Here is a 20447-nt window from a genome sequence, read left to right as displayed (position 1 = left end):
CTCTTGTCAGATGTCCGTCAAGGCCGACCGTCACCGGTCTGGGCCACGTACCAGTCGAGAATCTCGTCACCGGCCGCCGCACCCGCGGAAGCCGTGGTCAGGCAGTGCGGCGACGTGAAGCCGGTGAGGTGGAGCTCCCCGTGCGCCGGTCGGATCGCCGCGTGCGCCGCCCGGAGCATGTCGGCGTCCAGCAGGGAGTCCCCGCCGGCGACGACCCGGTCCGCGCCCAGCCGCTCGGCGGCGTGCGCCACCGCGGCGGCCTTGTCCAGGCCGGTGGGCAGAAGATACAGCTTCCTGCCCTGCAGCGAGACCCGCCAGCCGTTGATCCGTCCCCATGCGGCGGCCTCGGCGGCGAAGTCCGTGAGCCACGGCTCGCGGACCCGCACGGTGAGGTAGATGAAGAAGTCCTCCACCGCGCGGACGGCGTCGAAGCCGCGCTGCTCGCGCCAGCGCCGCGCCTCCTGCCAGACGGTGTCGAAGGAGGCGCCGCCCTCGGCGAGCCGCTGCCGGACCTGCCGCTCCCAGCCCGCGTCGGACGAGCCGTCGACGAGGAGCCGGGCGCCGTTGCACACGACCGCGGCGGGCGGGCGCTGCCCGGGCAGCCGCAGCCGCTGGTACTGCTCGACGGAGCGGGTCGTGGCGGGCACGACGACGCGCGCGTCGGCCAGCCCGGTCCACTGCCGCACGACCTGGGTCGTCATGTAGGCGTAGATCCGGTCGCCGTCGACGTCGACGGGCACCAGGTCCTCGTCGGCGGGGCGGACGGGCCCGTGCGACATCGCCTTCTCGGAGAAGATGACGGTCCCGTCCAGGTCCGTGGCGACGACGGTGGTCACTGCGTGGCCCCCTTCGCGCCCTTGGGGCGGATCAGGCCGACACAGGCGTACGGCAGGTCGGCGACCTCGTCGACCGGGATGCCGGTGTCCTTCGCCAGCAGCAGGACGTGGCCGAGCTCGGCGCGCGCGTCCGGGCGGATCAGCACCCGCCACGGCGAGCGGCGCAGCAGCACCCGGGTCGTCTCGCCGACGCCGGGCTTGAGCAGGTTGACGTCGTCGAGACCGTACTCCTCGCTGAGCCGCAGCGCGATCTTCCAGCCGCTCCAGTCGGGGGTGCGGTCCGTGGCGGCGAGGGCGGGCCAGTCGGCGGCGACCCGGGCGGCGACCGCCGGGAAGCACGCCTCGATCGCGTCCAGGAACAGCCCCGACACGTCGCCGGGAGCGAGCTCCTGGTAGAACTTGGCGCCGTGGAACCGGCCGGGCCCGATGTACCGGTCGTTGAGCACGGTGCGCGACACCAGCCCCGACACCGTCGAGTTGAGACAGGCCGAGGGGATGAGGAAGTCGTCGCGGGTGCCGAAGACGCCGGTGCAACCGCCGGGGTCGGCGAGCACCGCGAGCTGCGGGTCGAAGGCGGGCCCGCCGGACTCCGCCAGGAGCGTGACGGCCTCGCGCAGCTCGCGGCAGATGGCGCCCTTGCCGGTCCAGCCGTCGACGAACATGACCTGCGCCGGGTCGTGGTGGCGGGCCAGGTATCGCATCGCCTCGAGGTCGATGCCGCGGCTGCGGACGATCGACACCGCGTAGTGCGGCAGCTGCACGCCGTGCGCGAACCGCGCCCAGCGGCGCATGAGGATGCCGACGGGCGTGCCGGCCCGGGCGAGCGAGACCAGCACCGCCGAGGACGAGCGGGCGGCGAGGACGAGCTCGGTGACGACGCCGACGGCGTGCGCGACCCGCTCCGCCGACGCGGCCAGGGCCTCGTGGAAGAGGTCGAGGTACTCCCCCGTCGGCTGGTACTCGATCGGCAGCGACTCGGCGTAGTGCCCGGCCTTCGCCTGCATCATCGCCTCGCGCTCCGCCGCCGGCGCCTCCAGGGCGACGTGCGACAGGTCGGTCAGCAGCCAGCTCACCTCGGACGCGGCGTAGGAGGAGAACTCCGGGCCGTGCAGCGGTGCTGGGGGTTGGACGTTCACCGGGTCCCTTCCTGCGGTTCCATTGCTTGGGCGACAGCCGGCCGGAGGTCCGGGACGACCACGACCGTGACACCTTGGCAGACTCCGCGCAGCGCCGCCACCAGGCCGCCGTCCTCCCACAGTGCGGGAGTGTCACCGGTCCGGTCGACGACGAGCACGATCCGGTCGAACCCACGGGTGTTGTAGGCGAAGCGGGGCTTGTCGGTGTCGGTGCCGTCGTGCGCGGCGAACGTGAGCCGGGTGCGGATGGCGTAGCCGGGCTCGTCGACCGGCAGGACCGGCGACCGGGTCGTCGAGGAGAAGCGGACCGGCCGGTGCCCGCCGGCGCTTCCGGCCAGGCCGCGGGCCAGCAGCAGCGGCGCGTACATGAGCTCCTCGCTGCCGAGGACCAGCACCGACGCGCCGCCGGGCAGGGTCGCCGACACCTGCTCGGCGAGCCGGTCGGCGGTCTCCAGCAGGCCGGTGCGGTGCGCGGCGGCGAACCCGTGCCGGCCCCCCTCGGGCAGCCCGGAGGGCCAGGTCGCGTCGATCCTGTGCACGGCGGCCGACCCGGTCGGCTGCGGCGGCCGCGGTACGTCCAGCGAGGCCACCAACGCGCTGCCCCGTTCCAGGGCGTCGGCCGGCACGACCGCCTCCCCGGCGGCGAGGGCGACGACGTCGACGCGGGTGCCGAGCTCCTCGCCGAGGGCGGCGAACCCGGACCGGTCCGCGGCGGTCCGCAGGTCCAGCAGCGCGGCGACGACGTACCGCTCGCGGGGCCGCACGGCGTGCAGCTCGCGGATCGTCGCCTGCGCGGTGCGGCCGGTGGTCAGCTCGTCGTCGACGAGGATCAGCGGGCCGTCGCGGTCGAGCCAGGCGGCGTCGGCGGGCAGGAGCAGGTGCTCGGTGGCGTGGCTGTGCGCCTCGTCGAAGCGGCCGAGCAGCGCGACCCCGGGCACGGCCCGGCGGGTCGAGTGCAGGTAGTCGGCGTCGGCGAAACCGTCGGCGACGACGTGGCCCAGCGACGTGGCCGTCTCCGCGTAGCCGACGACGAGAGGCGGGCCGCCCGGCAGCTTGACCTCGTCGAAGTCGTCGGTGTCCCAGCCCGCGTCCGGGTCGGTCCCCGCGCCGAGGACCGCGGCGGCCCGCAGGGCGAGGAGCCGGCCGGCGGCGTAGATCGTGCGCGGCTCGGCGGGGATGTGCTTGCCGAGCACCTGCGACACGACGAGGTGCGCGCGCCGCGGGTTGCGCCGCACGGCGAGCCCCGCGAGGTCCGCGACCCGCGGGCCGTCCGCGGCCGCGTCGGTGAGCCGGACCCCGAGCCGGTCCGTGACCCAGGTGCCCGACCAGATCGGACCGTGCCCGCTCAAGCGACGTGCTCCCTGCTGCTGCTGACGGAGGCGTCGAGGAAGTCCACGAAACCGAGGCCCTCGGCGGCCACCCCGAAGATGTCGGCGCGCACCAGCGTCCGCTCCGCCCACGACAGGTGCGGCTTGACCTCGTTCATCTTGTTCATGTACACGCTGCGCAGGACCCCGCCGCCGCCGTCGCCCGCGTAGTCGTCGCAGATCGCCCGGGCGTCGCAGTACTCCTCGTGGCTGACGACGCTGAGCGCGTGCACGGCCGCCGCGTGGCTGGGGTGGATGACCGTCTTGCCGACGATACCGTTGGCCTTGTCGAGCACGATCTCGCGGATCAGGCCGTCGAGGGCCTGGCGGACCAGCTTCGAGCGGAGCATCGGGTCGTGGTCCTCGAAGGGCGTGACCCGCAGCTGCGGCTTGAGCACGCGCTCGCCGCCGGAGAAGTACTCCCAGACCGGGCCCGTCACCTCATACCCCCTGCCGTCCCGGCGGGCCAGCACGTTGACGATGTCGGTCAGGATGCCGGCCACGACGTTGACGTCCCACGCGGTCAGCTCCGCCGTCCGGCGCAGGGCGTAGATGCTGCTCAGATCGGTCGCGCCGACCCTGACGGCCAGGACCCGGTCGCGGTTGCTCTCGAGCATGTCACGGACCGCGAGCAGCGTCGGCATCCGGGTCTCCGCGTACGCGATCTCCGGCGTCTCGAGCACCGGCATCGCGTACAGGGGCAGGCCGCTGCCGTCGGCGATCTCCCGGACCGCCTTCAGCCCGGCCTGGCCGGACTCGTCGGGCCGGAACTTCGGCAGCACGAACCCGCTGAGGATCCGCAGATCGTCGCCGAGGCGGTCGGCGAGGCGGTAGATCTGGTCGGGGTTGCGGACCCGGACGAAGACCAGCGGGCCACCGGCCTCCATGCGCGCGAGGCGGCGCAGCTGGCTCGCCAGGTTGAGCTCGGCCTCGTCGACCTCGCGGTCACGGATCGAGTCCTCCAGGCAGCCGACCATGCTCATCACGCCCTCGGCGTGGCAGCGGACGATGTCCTCGGCGAGGCGCGGGCGCACCGCCGGTGAGTAGAGGGTGGCGCCGAGTGCCATCGCGAGGGTCTCGGGCGGGCTGTCCTGGGTGAACGCGACCGGCCGCCGGTGAAACAGCGCGTCGGCGGACCCGGGCAGATAGGAGAAGTAGCGCACTCGGTGTCCTTTCTCTCTGACCCGGGCGGGGAAACATGTACGGTGGCGCGACCTGGACGAGGTGTGGCCCGGCGGAGGAACCCTAGGTCAGGTTTGTGAATTCGAGCGGCATGGACTTCCTGACCCCCGTGGCAGATATCGGACTGTGTGAACGTGTCATCGCTGCCGGTAGTCGAGGTGCGGGTACGGGACCGCGGGCCGTCCGTCCGTGTGGATGGGCGACCCGCGGCGATGGTGCAGCGACCCTGACGGGGTCAGACGTTGACGCCGAAGTCCCGGGCGATGCCGGCGAGGCCGGAGGCGTAGCCCTGACCGACGGCGCGGAACTTCCACTCGCCGCCGTTGCGGTACAGCTCGCCGAACACCATGGCGGTCTCGGTCGACGCGTCCTCCGACAGGTCGTAACGGGTGAGCTCGGCGCCCGTGGCCTGGTCCACGACCCGGATGTAGGCGTTGGACACCTGGCCGAAGGACTGGGCGCGCGCATCGGCGTCGTAGATCGAGACGAGGAAGGCGACCTTGCTCACGTCGGCGGCCATGCCGGCCAGGTTGACGTTGACCTGCTCGTCGTCGCCCTCGCCCTCACCGGTCGTGTTGTCACCGAGGTGCTGCACCGTGCCGTCCGGCGAGGCCAGGTTGTTGAAGAACACGAAGTGCTGGTCCGAGATCGACTTGCCGGACTCGCCGCAGATGATCGCGCTAGCGTCCAGGTCGAACTCGGCTCCGGTCGTGGTCCGGACATCCCAGCCGAGACCGACGGTGACGGCCGTCAGACCGGGCGCCTGCTTGGTGAGGCTGACGTTGCCACCCTTGCTGAGGCTGACTCCCACGAACTCCTCCAACTCGGTATGCGGGGTGCCCCCGCAGTTGCAATACGGACCGGACCGCGCCGGACCTTTCCAAAGGCCACCATGAACGCGCCGGCCATCGCGAAAAGCGTCGCAGATCAGCGGAGCCTTTGACGACCGGGAGCGAACGGTGGCACCGGAAATTCATGTGCGAGTGTAGAGGCCGGTCCCAAACAGCTGATCAACCTCCGCGCGTCGCCGCCCCCGACGGATCGGACACGGTCCGTGTCGTCGCAGGTCACGGCCGAGTTTACCGATCCACGGCGGCCCGGTGACCGCGCTTGGCGCAAGCCCGCGGACGTCGCGTGCGAATTCGCTGGGAACCGCCGGGCCGGCACGGGTCGGGCCGGACGGCCCGGACCGCTCTCAGGTCAGGCCGGGTCGGCGCCGCGGGCCTCGTCGTCCTGGGCGTCCGGCACCGGCTCGGACGCGCCGGAGCCCGGGCGCCAGCCGGCGGCGTTGAGGCGGCGCATGCGGGCGACCCGCTCGGTCAGGTCAGCGGTGATCTCGTCGGGGCTGGACCCCTCCTCCATCGCCGCCGACCGTGCGGTGCGCAGCTCCCGGTGCAACAGCTCGGCGATCCGGTCAGCCGGCGGGTCCGTGGGCGGAGTGGCCATGCCCCTATGCTCGCAGACCCGCGCCCGGAGCGCGCCCGGCCGCCGGTGACCGCCCGCCGGCCGCCGCGCCGGCCGTGCCCGGCAACGTGGTCCCGCCCATGACATCGACCTCCGCGCTCGCGCCCCGGGGCGTGGTTGCACGACCCGGAAGTCTTTGACGGACCGCAAGCACCACCCGCGGGGACATCCGATAAGAGATTGATGTCGGAAGATGGCGAGATCCTCCGCGACCATCGGTGAAACTGGCCATACATTGGCCACTGACATGCTTATTCATGGCCAGTCAGGACCGCCTTGGCGGGGTTCGGACCGCACCGGTCCCGCGCGGATGTCCGGACCCCGTCCGCCCGGGCGGGTCGTTCGTTCACGAGCGGCGGAACGCGAAGCGTCACCATCGACGTAGCTGATCGAGGGACGCCTCAGCCAAAAGGCCGATCCACTCCGGTCTGATCGACCTCCGATTCGACGGGAAGTGCCGTTCCCTTCCAAATATGCAATGCCAGACTGGCGGGTGCGTTCAACCAGGCGATTCGGCGCAGCATCCATGCTCGGTGTGCCCACGTCACGCAAGTCTCGGAAATTGGTGAAGGGGAATCGTCATGCCTCGACGCACTGCGACGGCGGCCGATGAAGTTCGCGGCCTGGCAAGGCTCGGGTCACTCGCGGCGACCGTCGCGGACGCCGACGAGCCGGAGCGGCTCCGGCTGACCGGTGGCACCTACTCCGTCGTCTACCCGGTCGTCTACACGGGCCTGACCCAGGGCCTGGAGCGCCGGCGCGGCCACCCGGCCTGCGCGGTCTCGGTGCGGCACCTCGCCGACGACTGCCTCGACCGCTTCCACGACGACGTCGAGGCGGTCGTCCACGACGTCATGCGCCGCGCGACGGCGCCCATCGACAACCTCGACGCCTGGATCTGCGGGCTCATCAACTCCGCGACCGTCGACGGGCACCGCCGCCGCCGCGGCGAGATCGGCGCCCTGCAGCGGCCCCGCGCCCCGAAGTGGCTGGTCAACGGCCTCGGCGGGGACCGCTGGCTGGTCCACCTCGCCGTGCAGATGCTCAACTGGGCCGGCAACCCGGCGACCGCCGGCTCCCAGGTGTGGCCCGTCGACAGCTGGACGGCGCTGCGCTGCCGGTTCACCGGCAACTGGGACCCCGCCGCCCAGGTCGACGTCCGCCACGACATCGAGACGGTGCTGCGGGTCATGCGGGCCAAGCGGGAATGGTACGAGCGGTACGTCGAGGGCCCCCTCGGCCACAAGCACGTGCCGGTGCCCCGCTTCACCCCGGAGAACGCCTCCGGCGACCACTTCGGGCCCGCGCTCAGCCTGATCGACGCCGGCGAGCGCGACGACCTGTACATGCGGGAGCTCGCGCACCTGGCGATGACCGCGATGCGGACCCGGCTGCAGGCCGGCGAGGACCCGCGCACCGTCGTCTCCGAAGTGATCAACGTCGCCTTCGGCGACGGCGCCGGGCCGGCCCCGGACGGCGGCCCGCACCTCAGCTGCATCGCCGGTGAGCACGTCGGGCGGCTCCTGCGCGACCAGGACCGCATCTCCCGCATCGTCGTCGCCGTCCTCGCCATCGTCGACGACCTGTAGCCACACCCACCCCATCCGCAGCGCCCGGGGCGCTCTCTGACGGACCGGTCCGTCAGAGAGCGCCGAACCATGCCCGGGCCAGGATGGGAGCGACGGTATGCACGACGAGACGCGTCATGAGCGGACCGCGACCACCGGCACGCCCCGGATCGAGACCCGCATCCACGTCGCGAGCCGGGCGGACCGGACCGGGACGGCACCCGAGGTGCGTGCGTTCCCGCCGGGCGAGCCGCTGCCCGTCTCCTTCGGGCACGTCGCGGCCGACGGCTCCTACGCCACGACGGTCCGGCGGCACGCCGGCACCGGCAGCCACGTCGCCCACGGCATCGTCACCGGCGACCCCGCCGGCTACGGGTCGCTGCGCCCGGCGCAGCTGTTCGGCGCCCCGTTCTGGACCGGCGCGTCCGAGGGGTCCCCCGCCCGCGGGTCCCAGACGGCACCGACGGCACCGACGGCACCGACGACCAGGCTGACGCCGGCGCTGCTGCGCGAGCGCGTCCTGGCCCATCCGGGCGGCGCCGCGATGCTGCTGGCGCTGGTGTCGGCGATGGACCGGGCCGGCGAGCCGGGCGCCCCGCTGATCGCCGTCGTCGGGTCGGACATCGCCCGGACCGTCGAGTGGATCGCCGCGGGCACCCTGCTCCTGCCGCCCGGCAAGGCCCTCGCCCTCGGCTTCAAGGTCTTCGCGACCGCCCCCGCCACGGCCGGTGTGCCGGTCGTCGGCGTCCAGCCCGGCACCGCACTGCCGGACGGGACCGCCGTGTTCGACCTGGCGGCGGACGCGTTCACCGACACGGTGCCGACGCCGCACGCGCTGCGGTGGGTCGGGCCGTTCCTCGCCGAGGACCCGGGTGCCGTCGTCGGGGCGCTCGACGTCGCCGCGGCCTGTGGCCTGGAGCCGCCGGAGGCGGCCGCCGCGCTCGGGCTCGCCGCCGTCATGCGCCTGGAGCCCGACCAGCGGCACGCCGCGGCGGTCGCGGGCTGGCTGCGCACCGGGCCGCAGGACGTGCGCGAGTCGTACGCCGGCATCGTCGCCGACGTGTTCACCGCCTCGGTGCGGGGCTGGCCGCTGCCGGTCCTGGAAGCGCTCGACGCCGCGGGCTGCGACGGGCTCCTGCCGGGCAGGGCGGCCGCGGTGCGGCTGGCGCTCGTGCGTGGCGAGACCGACGCCGCCGCGCTGCGGGCCGAGGTCTCCGGCCGGGTGCCGCCCGCGCTGCCCGCCGGCGAGTGGACCACCCAGGACGCCTCGACGGCACGCCGGTTCGTCCTCGCCGCGCTGAACGCCGGGCCCGCGCCGACCGGGTCCGAGGCGCTGCTGCGGGTCGCGTCCCGCTTCGGGGTCGACGTGCGGCTGTCCGACCTCGCCGACCGGGGGCGGGAGCTCGTCGAGTTCTGGGCCGACCACCCGTACGCGGGCTTCGACGCGGACCGCTGGCCGTGCGGCGAACGGCTCGCGCAGGCGCTCGTCGACGAGCTGACCCGCCGGGTCAGGGCCGTCCCGGTCCGGCGGCACGGCATCGGCACCGGCTGGTGGCGGTGGCTCCTGCCGCGGATCGACGTCCTGGAGCCGGCGCTCGTCGAGGCCGTCCTCGCCGGGGCGGTCCTCGCCGGTGACGACCGCGCCGGGCTCGTCGAGCGGCACCTGACCGCGGCGTCCCACGACCCGGACCGCTTCATGTCGACGGCCGCCGCGCTGTGGGGCATGGCCGAGCCGACCGCCGACGAGCTGCGGCTGCTCAAGCGGCTCGCGCCGGAGGGCACGGTCCTGCCGCCGGCGGTCCTGGACGGGCTCGTCGGCAGGCTGACCGGCGACGACCCGCTGACCGCCGAGGACGTGGCGGCCGGGCACCTGCTCGTCGACGCCCGGCTCGTGCCCCGGCACCGGCGGCTGTTCCAGCTGCTCGCCGACGACCGGGTGCTGCGCACCGTCGTCCAGCGGCTGACGACGACGTCCGGGGCCGCCGGGGCCACCGTCGCGCTGCTGCACGAGCTGGAGGAGCTGCCGGCCCGCCTCGTCCAGTTGCACGCCGGCGGGGTCGCCGCGGCCCTCGCCCGCAGCGCGCCGCCGCGGGAGCTGCTCGCGGTCCTGCGCCGCCACCCCGGCGTCGTGGAGCACTACGTCGCGCTGCTCGGCGACCTGCTGCGCAAGCCCGGTGACGAGCGGCACGCGGTCGTCGCGTACCACCTGATGCACAACTCGGAGAGCCGCGGCCTCCGGCCGGTGCTGACGGCGCCGGTGCTGCGCTGGGCGACCCGCGCGTCGAGCCGCCAGCTGCACCGCGGCGGCGAGCTGATCGCCGCGTTCGGCCCGGCGTGGTCGGCGTCGTGGGAGGCGTACCTGGACCACGTCCGCTCCCAGCGGCGGATGAACCGGCTCATCCACCCGTTCGGCGGGCACTGACCGCGTCCAGGCCCAGGTGACCGTCGGGGCGTCGCCGCCGGGCCACCTGCGCCGCCGCGCTCCGCGGCCCTGGTGCGCCGCGTGGGCTGCAGGTCCCTCCGCGCGGTGACGGTCGCCGCCCGGTCGGCTCACAGCCGCCCGGCGGTCCACGGCCGCCCGGCGGTCCACGGCCGCCCGGCGGTCCACGGGCCGGGTGACGGTCCACGGGCCGGGTGACGGGCGGCGCGGTCGCCTGGTCTATTGCCGCCGGGTGGCGCGGCGACGGCGCAGGAGGACCGCGTTGCCAGCCGCGAGCAGGGCCAGGAGGGTCGCCGCGAGCCAGAACCCCGGTCCGGTGCCGACCATGTCCGCGGCTGCCTTCCCCTCCGGCAGGCGGCTCTGCGCGACGACGGCGCCGGCGAGGCGGTCGGTGACGATGAGCTGCCCGGCGGTGAGGACCAGGACCGCGAGACCGGCGAGGGCGGCCGTCACGGCCCGGCGGCGCCGGTCGTGGGCGAGCCCGGCGGTGACGGCGAGGATCGCGGCGAGCAGCAGCAGCGCGGCGATGTGCGGCGGCTGCGGATCGAGCCGGTCGGGGTGCCGTGGGTCGGGCGGGCGCCGCTGGTCGGCGGGGCTGACCGCCGGGGAGCCGCCGGACGCGAGGTCGAACCCGGTGTACTGGGTCGTCCCGCCGCGCTGCGCACGCCCGTAGCCGTCGAGCGGCTCGCACGAGACGGTCGCGAACGGCAGCGCGAAGCAGAGCAGGATCAGCAGGACCGTCGCCGGGCTGCGCCACCTGCGCCGCAGCGGCGTCACCGCGGCCCGCGCGGGTGCGACCGGGGCGGCGGGCGGGGCCGGCGGCGCGACGGGCGGCGCCGTCGCGTGCAGGGCGCCTTCGGCCACGACGGTCTCCGGCCGCTCGACGACCACGGGCGCCACGCCGAGCCGGGCGTGCAGGATCCGGGCCAGCAGCGGCAACCGGCTGCCGCCCCCCACGAGGAACACCGCTGCGAGGTCCGGCCCTGCGAGGTCCGCGGCGAGGTCGGCGACGGGGGCGAGGAGCGGGGCGGCGGCCGACTCCAGCTCCTCGCGGGTCAGGTGCGGATCCGACGGGCAGCCGGGCACGTGGACGGGCGCCACGGTGAGCCGGGACAGGCTCTCCTTCGCGGCCCTGACCTCCTGCCACAGCAGCAGCCGGTCCCGGCGGTCCGCGGCCGTGACCGGCGCGTCGAGGCGCTCCCACACCTCGCGCGGCAGCACGGTGCCGAGGACGCCGACGAGCGCGGCGTCGATGTCGAGGCCGCCGACGTCGAGGCCGCCCTGCGCGACCACCTGACCGTCGCGGACCACGGCCAGGTCGGTGGTGCCGGCGCCGAGGTCGACGACGAGCAGCGCCGCGCCCGGCGGCAGGTCGTGCTCCTCGGCGAAGTACGCGGCGGCGGCGAGCGGCTCGCTGACCAGGTCCACCCGGCCGAGCCCGGCCTTCGCCGCCGCGGCGGTGAGGACCGCCCGCCGCGGCGCGCCCCACGCGGCCGGCACGGTCAGCACCACGGCCGCCGGCGCCGCGGGGACCCGGGCGGCGACGGTGGTCAGGACCGCGGCGAGGGCGTCGGTGACCGCGACCGTGTGCGCGCCGAGCAGGACGGTGCCGTCGTCGACGCGGCGTTTCGGGTTGGGCTCGAAGGCGGCCGGGTCGGCGCGGGCCAGGCGCTCGGCGTCGGGGCCCGCGACCAGCGCGCCGCCGGGACCGGCGTGGACCGCGGACGACAGCTGCTCGTGGCCGTCGAACAGGACCGGCCGGGCGGTGCCGTCGCCGTCGCGAAGCACCGCGACCGTGTTGGAGGTGCCGAGGTCGATGGCGAGCCGGTGCACGTCCGCAGCGTACGCCCGCCTCCGGTCGCCCGCCTCCGGTCGCCCGCGGCACCGCGCCGGCCTGACCGCGACGACCCCACCCGCTCCACCGCGACAACGGCGGGCGGCGGGCGGCGGTGTTCGACGTCGTCGAGCTGCGCGTAGACCGTCGCGCGGAGCTCAGGCGCCGTGGTAGAAGAAGCCGCCCAGGCCGACGGTGAAGATGAGCAGGCCGTAGGCGGCGTGCTCGACGGAGACCGTGAAGAGGGAGCGGGACGCCTGGTAGCGGCGGGCGAACAGCCACCCGCCCGCCAGGGTCATCACCACGGCCAGGACGTTGCCGAAGATGATGTGCGCGAAGCCGAAGGCCAGTGCGCCGGCAAGCGCGGCGGACCGCGGCCCGGGGAACAGCGGCGCGTACCGGTGCAGCAGGAACGCCCGGTACAGCAGCTCCTGCGGATAGACCGACGCCAGGGGGTAGAAGACGACGATCAGCGCCCACAGCAGCGGCCGCTCGCGGGGCAGGTCGAAGAGGCGGTCCGGGGCGAGCCACGCGACGAGGCCGGTCATCGCGACGGCGGCGACGACCCACAGGCCCAGCAGCTGTCTCCACTCGCCGCGCAACGCGCCGGGGCGCCACAGGTCGCGCCGGTCGAAGCCGTCCTGGCGGCGCAGGTGGACGACGGCCGCGACGGCGAGGACCAGCAGCACCGGGATCGGCCCGCCGGGCGGTTCCAGCAACGCGTACACGGCGATGAGGACGAAGAACACGAGGCCGAACTCGGCCGCGAGGCGGACCCGCATCAGGCGGCGCCCGGCGTCCTGCGGACGCTCCAGTCGAAGCTGCCCTGGCACACCACGGCTCCCGTCCCGTCGGTGATGTCCGTGGTCGTGGTGACCCGCACCCGGGTCGCGACGCCGATGAAAACCTCGGCGAGGGCCTCCCGGTCGTCGGGGTCGATGCGGCAGGTGGCGGTGAGCCGCCCGCGCGCCGGTGCCAGGAACCGCAGCGTCGCGGCGGCGCCGAGCGGGACGACGCCCTGGAACGCCTCGCCGGTCGGGCACGCGGAGATGATCGCGGCGAGGCCGGCCGCGTCGACGAGGGTCACGAGGCCGCTGGAGTGCAGCGAGCCGATCACGTTCGCGAGGGCGGGCGGCGCCGTCACCGCGACCACGCCGAGACCGTTGACCGCCCGCACGACCTCGAGTCCCACGGTGCGGTGCGCCGGGATCGGATCCAGCAGCGACCGGGCCAGCGCGGTGGCGTCCATCCCGCCGATGCTGCGGCACCAAGATGGCCGCAGGTTCACCAAAGCTCCACGGGATCCCCACGAACCGATGACGAGGGTACGGCATGATCGGCTGGATGAGAGCACGGTGGCTGACAGTGCCGGCGCTGGTGGTGGCGCTCGCCGGGTGCGGCACGACGCCCGCCCATCCGGTCGCGGCGCGCCCCGACGTGTCGATCCCGGTCGTTCCGGAGCCGGTTTCGCCGTCGGTACCGACGCCGCGGACGACATCCGGGTGCCTCGACCCGGGCGTGTCACTGTCAGTCGGCGAGGTCGACGCGGCGATGGGCCTGCGTGCCGTAGGGGTGACGCTGCGCAACTGCGGCACGGCCGTCTACACCGTGCAGGGCTACCCGGAGGTCGACATCCTCGACACCGACCGGAGGGTCCTCGACGTCACGGTCCTGGACGGCACCGCGGCCGTCGCGACGATCGAACGGTACGACGTCCCCCCGAAGCGCCTCGACGTGCCGCCCGGTGGCATCGCGGTCGCCGTCCTCGTGTGGCGCAACCTGACCACCGACGCGGCCACGGTCGCCAAGGGCGCCTACGTGAGCGTCGCACCCGCCCCGGGGCTGCCCCGGCACACCCTCAGCCTGATGACCGACCCCGGCAACACGGGCAAGATGGGGATCAGCCCGTGGATCGCCGGCTGACCGCGAGGGGGTCCCGAAGCCTGCGCTGAACGGCTGAACCTGAACGACGTTCCCGTCCAGTACGGTGCGGGCGTGGTCAACGGGGAGAACGACGCGCCGCTCCGCGGCCCGGACATGACGCCGCCACCGCCCGCGGGTGCGGGGCCGGCCGAAGCCCCTTCCGGGACGGCGCAGGGCGAGCCGCTTCCGGTTGCGGCGCAAGGACCATCGCCGTCCGCGACGGCGCAGGAAGCATCGCCGTCCGCGACGGCGCAGGGCGAGCCGCCGTCCGGTGCGGCGCAGGCAGCGGCGCCGCTCGCCTGGGCCGAGGGCACGGCGCCCTTCGCGGCGGTGCGGGCGCCGGTGCGGCGGCGCAGGCGGGTCCGGCTCGCGGTCGCGGCGGCGGTCGCCGGGGTCGTGGCCGCGGGGCTGTTCCTCGTCCCGGGCGGCACCGGGCCGCGGGCGACACCGGCCGCCGCCGTCGCGTCACCGTCGGCGAGCCCCTCACCGTCCCCGTCGCCGTCGCGGCCGCCGACGACGCGGGAGACCGTCGACCTCACCCTCGCCGCGCAGGACAAGGCGCTGCTCGCCGGGGACCTCGACGGCTATCTCGCGCCCGTCGACCCGGCGCTGCACGGCTGGTTCACGGCACGGTTCACGTCGCTGCGGACGCTCGGGGTGGCGCTGTTCTCGTCGAGGGCCGCGGACGCACCGGCGGTCCAGCCGGACGGGCGGTTCAGCCTGCTGCTGGAGACCTCGCACTGCTTCGGCGCGGTGGACTGCCGCACCCAGCAGCTGTTCGTCGACAGCACCTGGACGGTCGCCGGGGGCAGGGCGGTGCTGTCGGCGGCGAGCCGGTCGACGGCCCCGTGGGACGCGACGGAGCTGCGGTTCGCCACCGGCCGGAGGGTGGTCGTGGCCGCACCGGCGAAGTACGCGGGCAAGCTCGCGGCCACGGTCAAGGCCGCCGACCGGGGCGCGGACGTCGCCGACCGGTTCGCGCACTGGGGGCAGCCGCCGGGCCGGTACGTCGTGTACCTCGCCGGGCCCGCGGAGTGGAGGTCGTGGTTCGACGGGCGCACCGAGAACGCCGCGGACGCGTTCGCCCGCGGCGGCGAGGTCGTGCAGCGCGTCGACCGTGGCGTCGGGTCGTACGAGCTGTTCGCGCACGAGTTCACGCATGTGGTCAGCCTCGGGAAGCGCGCCCGCGGGCAGCAGGACTGGTGGCTGGTCGAGGGCCTGGCGGAGTACGCGGCGAACCGGGACGGCTCGTGGGTCCGCGCCCGGCTGCCGTTCGTGCGCCAGTACGTGCGCAAGGGCCGCTGGGACGGTTCGGTGGCGCTCGGCCCGATCCCGGAGCGCGCCACCGACGACGACTGGCAGGCCCGGTACGGCATCGCGCTGCTCACCGTGATCCGGCTCGCGGAACGGTTCGGCGAGCCGGCGATGCTCGACTTCTTCGCCGCGGTCGTCCGCGACGGGACACCCCCGGACGTCGCCGCCCCGGCCGCGCTCAGGACCGACTGGGCCGCGGTCGCCGCCGACTGCGCGGCCTACGTCCGCTCCCGCGCGAAATAGCGGACCCGGCCACGCCGCCCGCTCCCGCGCGAAATGGCGGGCCGGCCGCGCCGCCCGCACCGCCCGCACCGGCGCGACGCGGCGCGGTCATTCGAAGGCGGCAGCGGGCGCGTGGGCGAGGACCGCGGCGGCGGCGACCGTGGCGGCGACGGCCGCGACCGCCACGGGAGCCCACCCGGCCCGCACGTCGTCGCCGAGGAGCAGGACCCCGGCGACGGACGGCGCGAGCACCTCGACGATCCACAGCAGCGCGGTGACGGGACCCACCTGCCCGTGTTCCAGGGCATGGGCGTACAGCAGCGTCCCGGTCAGTCCGAAGCACGCCAGCGCCCAGGCGAGGGGCTCGGTCAGCAGCGGGCCGGGCCAGGTGACCGCGCGGGCGCACAACGCGGCACCGCCGAACGCGAGCCCGGCGACGGCGCCGGTGAGATTGGGCGAGCCGCGCCGCGCGACGGCCCACCCGGCGAGCGCGACCGGCACCACCGCGAGCGCCAGCCCCAGGCGGGTCGCGGCGGGCGGCAGCGCCGGGTCCTGCGGCCCGGACGCGGCGGCGAGCGCGGTGAGGGCGACGACGGTGACCGCGACCGCCGCCACGTCCACCGTCCGCAGCCGCGCCCTGAGGACCAGCCGGGCGGTGACGACCGTGACGGCAAGGGACCCGGCGAGGACCGCCTGCACCTGGTACACGGGCAGTGTCCGCAACGCGGCCACCGACAGCAGCCACGCGACGAGGTCGAGGGCGACCCCGGCGAGGTACGCCGGCTGCCGCAGCGTCCGGAGCATCCCCGGGTCGTGCTGGGCGCCGACGGCCTGCAGCACCGACGCGACGCCGTAGCCGATCGCGCCGGCGGCGGCGAGGGTGAGCGCGACCGCGGGGCTCACGGATGGCCGAGGAGCCGGCCGATCACCGGCAGCTCGGCGACCCCTTCGGCGTCGGCGACCGCCACCCCCTGCTGCGGCGCGTTGCCGAGGCCGCTGAGGACGAGGTATCTGGGCCGCCACAGCGGCTGGTACTTCTCGTTGTACCGCCACAGCGACTCGATCTGCATGGTGTCGGAGAACCGGTGCAGCAGCCGGCGTTGCAGATCGCTGAGGCGGCCGCCGCCGTGCTCACTGTCGCGTTCGCCGGCGAGGACCTGGCGCATGACGGCGAAGTTCAGCCCGAGCCCCCAGGCGCCCAGCGACCGGAGCCGGCTGATGGTCTCGACGATGATGAAGTCGGTGAGGCCGTTGGGCAGGTCGGGGTCGGTGCCGCGGCGCATCACGTCGAGGGACCAGCCGGAGATGTCGGCGGCCGGGATCCAGTGGCAGAAGGCGGCGGCGCGCCCGTCGGGGCCGTGCGCGACGGCGAGGAGCAGCCCGGTGTCGCGCGGGTCGAACAGCCGCGACAGCGTCATCGAGAAGCCGCGTTCGACCTCGCCGTGGCGGCTCTGCGTCATCAGCTCCTCCAACTCGGCCGTGAGGTCGGCGGGGAGCTTCGCCGGGTCGTAGAACCGCACGGTGTAGCCGGCGCGGCCCACCCGGTTCCACGCGCCGCGGAGCCCCTTCATAGCCCGCCCGTCGAGGGTGAACGCGCTGCAGTCGACGATCGCCTCGTCGCCGAGGTACACGGGGCGCAGCCCCGCCGCCCGGTAGACGGGCAGCCAGCCGGCGGCGGCGCCGACGACGCTGACGGGCCAGCCGTGCCGGTCGGCGAACGCCGTGAACTCCGCCCACGCCGCCGCCCACTGCTCGGGCGGGCCGATCGGGTCGGGGGAGACGAGGCACACGCCGTCGCGCACGGCGTAGGCGACGACGCAGTCGCCGGTGAAGAACCACGACTTGTCCTCGCGCAGCGCGAAGTAGGCGAGGGTGTCGCTGCCGTGCTCGGCCACGATCCGCCGGGCGTGCTCCAGATCGGCCCGGTGTTCGGCGGCGCTCGGCGGGCGGTGCAGCCTGGGCCGGACGAGGAGCCAGCCGACGATCAGCAGGAGGCTCAGGCCGGCGGCGTACAGGGCGGGCGCCAGCAGCGGCATCGTCGACGGCAGCGGCACGCCCCGGTCGCCGACCAGCCGCCCGGCGACGGCGCGGGCGGTCTGGTCCGACGTGCCGCGCTCCCCGGCGACGAGCACGAGCACGCCGGACACGACGGCGACGAGCAGCGCCCCGGCGAGCAGCGCGACCGTGGCGAGGCGGACCTGCCGGCTGTCGGGGTGGGCGGGGAACGAGGACCGGTGCCACAGCAGCCAGCAGGCCAGGACGGCGGCGAGCGCGGCCTCCTCGACGTCGATGCCCTTCAGCACGTGCAGGGCGGCGGTCACGGCGAGGAGCAGCACCGTGAGCGTCCACGCGAGCCGCCGCCCGCGCCGCAGCCCCCAGGCGAGCAGCAGCAGCGCGGCCGCCGAGAACACGACGGTGGCGGCGGCGGCCTGCGGTACCTCCACCGGCAGCGCACCCAGGAGCGCGGCGAGCCTGCCCCGCAGCGGCGTCGTCAGCGCGGACAGCAGGCTCAGCACGGCGGAGGCGGCGACGGCCCACGCGGCGACGCGGCGGACGCGTTCGTCGTGGACCCGCCGGCGCAGACCGGTGCTCTGCAGCGGCCACCCGGCCTCGCCCGGCAGCGTCGCCACCACCTCCCGCGCCCTGGGCTTCTCGCGGGCGGCGAGCCGTTCGAGGCGGGTCTCCTCCCCGCTGGGCGATTCGGCGACGTACAGGCGGATCCGGAGGTCGCGGTCGGCGTCGACCTCGACCCAGGAGCGGCGCAGGACGGCGGCGAACACGGGCGGCAGGAACCAGCGCGCGGGCCGCGACTCGACGCAGCGGGTCCCGCAGCCGCTGTTGGCGTAGATCCCGCCGGGCACGGCCGCGAGCTCCGGCTGGTGCGTGTGCCCGGTGATCAGCCCGGCGACCCCGTCGGCGCACAGCGACGCGGCGACGGCCTTGGGCGCGCCGTTGAGGTGCATGCCGCGCGGCCCGAGGCGGCTGCCGGACATCGCCGTGTACACGACCCGGGACGTCAGGACGGCGAGCAGCACCAGCAGCGCCGCCTCGGCGATCAGGCCCGTGCCGGCCAGGGCCGTCCACCTCGGCACTGCCCGCAGCGCGCGTTCGTGCGACAGCAGCTCCGGTACGCGCAGCAGCAGCGCGGCGAGCAACGGCAGCAGGAGCCACCAGGCGCGCGGGCCGAGGCGGCGGTACACGAGGCGGGAGGCGACGTACTGCCCGACCGCGTTCGGGTCGGCGATGGCGGCGAGGTCGGCGAGCAGCGGGCTGCGCCGGACCTCCGGCAGCACCTCCTGCACGATGTGCTGGCCGAGCGGCGAGTCGAGGGGGTTGCGCGGGTCGCGCATCGCGTTCGCCGGGTCGTACGCGTGACCGTGCTCGATCCGCACGAGCCTGCTCCCGGCCGGGGTCTCGACGTCGAGGTCGGCGGCCAGGGCGCAGCGGGCCCCGATCCGGCGGGTGAAGGTGTCCGCGGAGACGCCGTCCCACGCGACGGCCGCGTCGTGGTTGCCGACGACCACGACGACGTGCCGACCGGGCTCCCCGGCGAACTTGAGCAGGGCCGCGGTGAGGTCCGGGTGCGCGTCGAGGGCGGCCTCGACGGTGCCGCCCGGTTCGCCCCAGAGTTCGACGACGTCGCCGTTGAGCACGACCGCGCCGGGTGTGTCGCCCCAGTCGGCGAGGCGGGCCGCGAGGTCGCGTTCGAGCTGCGCGGAGGCGGGGGTGGGGCGGGAGGCGAGGTGCAGGTCGCCGCAGACGAGCGCCCTCGCCCCGGCCGGCAGCGGCACGGTGATCCGGTCGGGGACCTGGTGCTCCGCCTCGCCTTCGACGGTGGTCATTCCGGCGGGACCCGTGCTCATTCCGGCCGGACTCGTGTTTGTTCCGGCGGGACCTGTGCTCGTTTCGGCGGGACCCGTGCTCGTCCCGGCGGGGTCCGTGCTCGTCCCGGCGGGGTCCGTGGTCATTCCGGCAGGGTCAGGCAGGCGACCCTGGGGCCGGCGTCGCCCGCCTGGCCCGCTCCGGTCTTCGTCGGTGACGCGTGGATGACGAGGGACCTGGGCGCCTGGTCGAACGTCCACGGGTGGGTGGCGACCGCCGATCCACGGCCGTCGGCGCGGGTCGTGATGTCGAGCCACACCTCGTTCTGCGGGTTGACGTACGACGGGTTCGCGGGCGGCGGCGACACCGACGCCGAGACCACCGGCGACACGGAAGGGCGGGCGGGCGCTGAGACCGGCCCCGGCGGGGACGGCGCGGTCGGCGGCACCGGCGGGTGCCGGTGCTGGTAGTGCGGCCCGGCGGCGTCGCCGGTCGCCCCGCACGGCTCCATGTGCAGGTGGACGCCGTAGCCGCGGTCCGGCAGCAGCCCGGCGACGGTGAACCAGACCCGGCTGTCCGACGACGTCTGCGTGATGCTGAGCGTGGCGACCGCGCCCGGCGGGACGAGCGCCGGGTCGTAGGTGACCGCCGTCGCGCCCGGCGAGTACGCGGCGAACGTGCCCGTCGCCGACGTCACCCGCGGCGACGGGCCGGGCTGGGCTCCGCCGGCGGAGCTGGTGCACCCCGCGGTGCCGGCGGTGAGACCCAGGGACGCGAGCAGCAGGACTTCGGTGACGCGACGCATGTGCCCAGCGTGGTCCCGGTGGCCGCCCGCCGGGGCGCCGGTCGCCGCGCATCACCCCATTTCCGGTCCCTTGCGGGGTACGGCGGTACGCTGCCGCGCGTGGACTCCGGATGGACGTCGGACGGGTGGATCCTGCGGTCGATCGCCGCGACGGGCTCGACGCTGCGCGGCGTGATCGGCGTCGCCGACTACCTCAACCACGCGATCCCGACGGAGGAGGAGTTCACCGGCGCCGTCGGCCGGCTCGTCGCCGCGGGTCTCGCCGGGTGCGACCCGGCCGCGGACCGCTACTGGCTGACCCCCGCCGGGCAGGCGTCGCCCACGGTCCTGCCGGTCCTGTCGCCGGCGCCGCCGCTGACGCTGCCGCCGGGTGTCTTCGCCGCGGCGGTGCGGGCGTATCTCGGCTGACCGGAGCCGGCCGGGGCGGACCGCCACCTTCCTGAACGGCGGCGGTCACCGTGCCCGCGTGCGCCCGGGTGATCGACCGGACGATGGCGGCGCATCTCGCGTCCGGCGGGCGGTCCGGCCTGCTGC

General features: G+C 75.2%; 17 protein-coding genes. 5 read left to right on the top strand and 12 right to left on the bottom strand.

Annotation, left to right across the window (positions count from 1 at the left end):
• Positions 1 to 17 precede the first annotated feature (17 nt).
• The 6 genes from ABZS58_RS30925 to ABZS58_RS30900 form a co-directional block, all read right to left on the bottom strand.
• Positions 18 to 836, bottom strand: coding sequence for a hypothetical protein (locus ABZS58_RS30925; RefSeq protein WP_354786758.1), 819 nt, complete (start codon positions 834 to 836; stop codon positions 18 to 20).
• Entirely contained in the window at positions 833 to 1972 is a 1140-nt protein-coding gene (locus ABZS58_RS30920) for a cysteine protease StiP family protein (protein WP_354786757.1), read from the bottom strand. The genes ABZS58_RS30925 and ABZS58_RS30920 overlap by 4 nt, the downstream gene beginning before the upstream one ends.
• Positions 1969 to 3321, bottom strand: coding sequence for a phosphoribosyltransferase family protein (locus ABZS58_RS30915; RefSeq protein ID WP_354786756.1), 1353 nt, complete (start codon positions 3319 to 3321; stop codon positions 1969 to 1971). Before ABZS58_RS30915 ends, ABZS58_RS30920 begins: the two co-directional genes overlap by 4 nt.
• Entirely contained in the window at positions 3318 to 4502 is a 1185-nt protein-coding gene (locus ABZS58_RS30910) for an HpcH/HpaI aldolase/citrate lyase family protein (protein ID WP_354786755.1), read from the bottom strand. The genes ABZS58_RS30915 and ABZS58_RS30910 overlap by 4 nt, the downstream gene beginning before the upstream one ends.
• Positions 4503 to 4756: 254 nt before the next feature.
• Positions 4757 to 5332, bottom strand: a complete 576-nt coding sequence (locus ABZS58_RS30905; RefSeq protein WP_354786754.1) for a TerD family protein — start codon at positions 5330 to 5332, stop codon at positions 4757 to 4759.
• 389 nt (positions 5333 to 5721) lie between these two features.
• Entirely contained in the window at positions 5722 to 5967 is a 246-nt protein-coding gene (locus ABZS58_RS30900; RefSeq protein WP_354786753.1) for a hypothetical protein, read from the bottom strand.
• Positions 5968 to 6566: 599 nt separating this feature from the next.
• Between ABZS58_RS30900 and ABZS58_RS30895 the strand changes: the two genes are divergently transcribed.
• Positions 6567 to 7574, top strand: a complete 1008-nt coding sequence (locus ABZS58_RS30895; protein ID WP_354786752.1) for a hypothetical protein — start codon at positions 6567 to 6569, stop codon at positions 7572 to 7574.
• A 97-nt stretch (positions 7575 to 7671) separates the two neighbouring features.
• Entirely contained in the window at positions 7672 to 9975 is a 2304-nt protein-coding gene (locus tag ABZS58_RS30890) for a GTPase-associated protein 1-related protein (RefSeq protein ID WP_354786751.1), read from the top strand.
• 237 nt (positions 9976 to 10212) lie between these two features.
• Here ABZS58_RS30890 and ABZS58_RS30885 read toward each other — a convergent pair whose 3' ends face one another.
• The 3 genes from ABZS58_RS30885 to ABZS58_RS30875 all read right to left on the bottom strand — a co-directional run bounded on the left by ABZS58_RS30885 (position 10213) and on the right by ABZS58_RS30875 (position 13076).
• Positions 10213 to 11826, bottom strand: coding sequence for an Hsp70 family protein (locus tag ABZS58_RS30885; RefSeq protein ID WP_354786750.1), 1614 nt, complete (start codon positions 11824 to 11826; stop codon positions 10213 to 10215).
• Positions 11827 to 11985: 159 nt separating this feature from the next.
• Positions 11986 to 12660 (bottom strand): CPBP family glutamic-type intramembrane protease, encoded by a 675-nt coding sequence (locus ABZS58_RS30880; RefSeq protein ID WP_354786749.1) that lies wholly within the window; start codon positions 12658 to 12660, stop codon positions 11986 to 11988.
• Positions 12609 to 13076, bottom strand: coding sequence for a DUF4442 domain-containing protein (locus ABZS58_RS30875; RefSeq protein ID WP_354786748.1), 468 nt, complete (start codon positions 13074 to 13076; stop codon positions 12609 to 12611). The genes ABZS58_RS30880 and ABZS58_RS30875 overlap by 52 nt, the downstream gene beginning before the upstream one ends.
• Before the next feature lie 95 nt (positions 13077 to 13171).
• Between ABZS58_RS30875 and ABZS58_RS30870 the strand changes: the two genes are divergently transcribed.
• Both ABZS58_RS30870 and ABZS58_RS30865 read left to right on the top strand, forming a co-directional pair.
• Positions 13172 to 13750: a DUF4232 domain-containing protein gene (locus tag ABZS58_RS30870; RefSeq protein ID WP_354786747.1), complete on the top strand. Its 579-nt coding sequence runs from the start codon at positions 13172 to 13174 to the stop codon at positions 13748 to 13750.
• 72 nt (positions 13751 to 13822) lie between these two features.
• The gene (locus tag ABZS58_RS30865; RefSeq protein ID WP_354786746.1) at positions 13823 to 15307 is read left to right on the top strand and encodes a hypothetical protein; all 1485 of its coding nucleotides are present in this window, start codon (positions 13823 to 13825) and stop codon (positions 15305 to 15307) included.
• 87 nt (positions 15308 to 15394) lie between these two features.
• Here ABZS58_RS30865 and ABZS58_RS30860 read toward each other — a convergent pair whose 3' ends face one another.
• From ABZS58_RS30860 to ABZS58_RS30850, 3 genes are all read right to left on the bottom strand, one after another.
• Complete coding sequence (locus tag ABZS58_RS30860) at positions 15395 to 16189, bottom strand: hypothetical protein (protein ID WP_354786745.1); 795 nt, start codon at positions 16187 to 16189, stop codon at positions 15395 to 15397.
• Positions 16186 to 19128: a phosphatidylglycerol lysyltransferase domain-containing protein gene (locus ABZS58_RS30855; protein WP_354786744.1), complete on the bottom strand. Its 2943-nt coding sequence runs from the start codon at positions 19126 to 19128 to the stop codon at positions 16186 to 16188. The genes ABZS58_RS30860 and ABZS58_RS30855 overlap by 4 nt, the downstream gene beginning before the upstream one ends.
• Positions 19129 to 19250: 122 nt before the next feature.
• The gene (locus ABZS58_RS30850) at positions 19251 to 19913 is read right to left on the bottom strand and encodes a superoxide dismutase (protein ID WP_354786743.1); all 663 of its coding nucleotides are present in this window, start codon (positions 19911 to 19913) and stop codon (positions 19251 to 19253) included.
• Between the two features lie 99 nt (positions 19914 to 20012).
• On the opposite strand from ABZS58_RS30850, the gene ABZS58_RS30845 reads away from it, so the two are divergent.
• The gene (locus tag ABZS58_RS30845) at positions 20013 to 20321 is read left to right on the top strand and encodes a hypothetical protein (RefSeq protein WP_354786742.1); all 309 of its coding nucleotides are present in this window, start codon (positions 20013 to 20015) and stop codon (positions 20319 to 20321) included.
• Positions 20322 to 20447: the final 126 nt, after the last annotated feature.

Source organism: Dactylosporangium sp. NPDC005555 (assembly GCF_040605635.1).
Classification (GTDB): domain Bacteria; phylum Actinomycetota; class Actinomycetes; order Mycobacteriales; family Micromonosporaceae; genus Dactylosporangium.
Note: the sequence above shows the minus strand (reverse complement) of the source record. Positions and strands in the feature narration are given on the sequence as shown.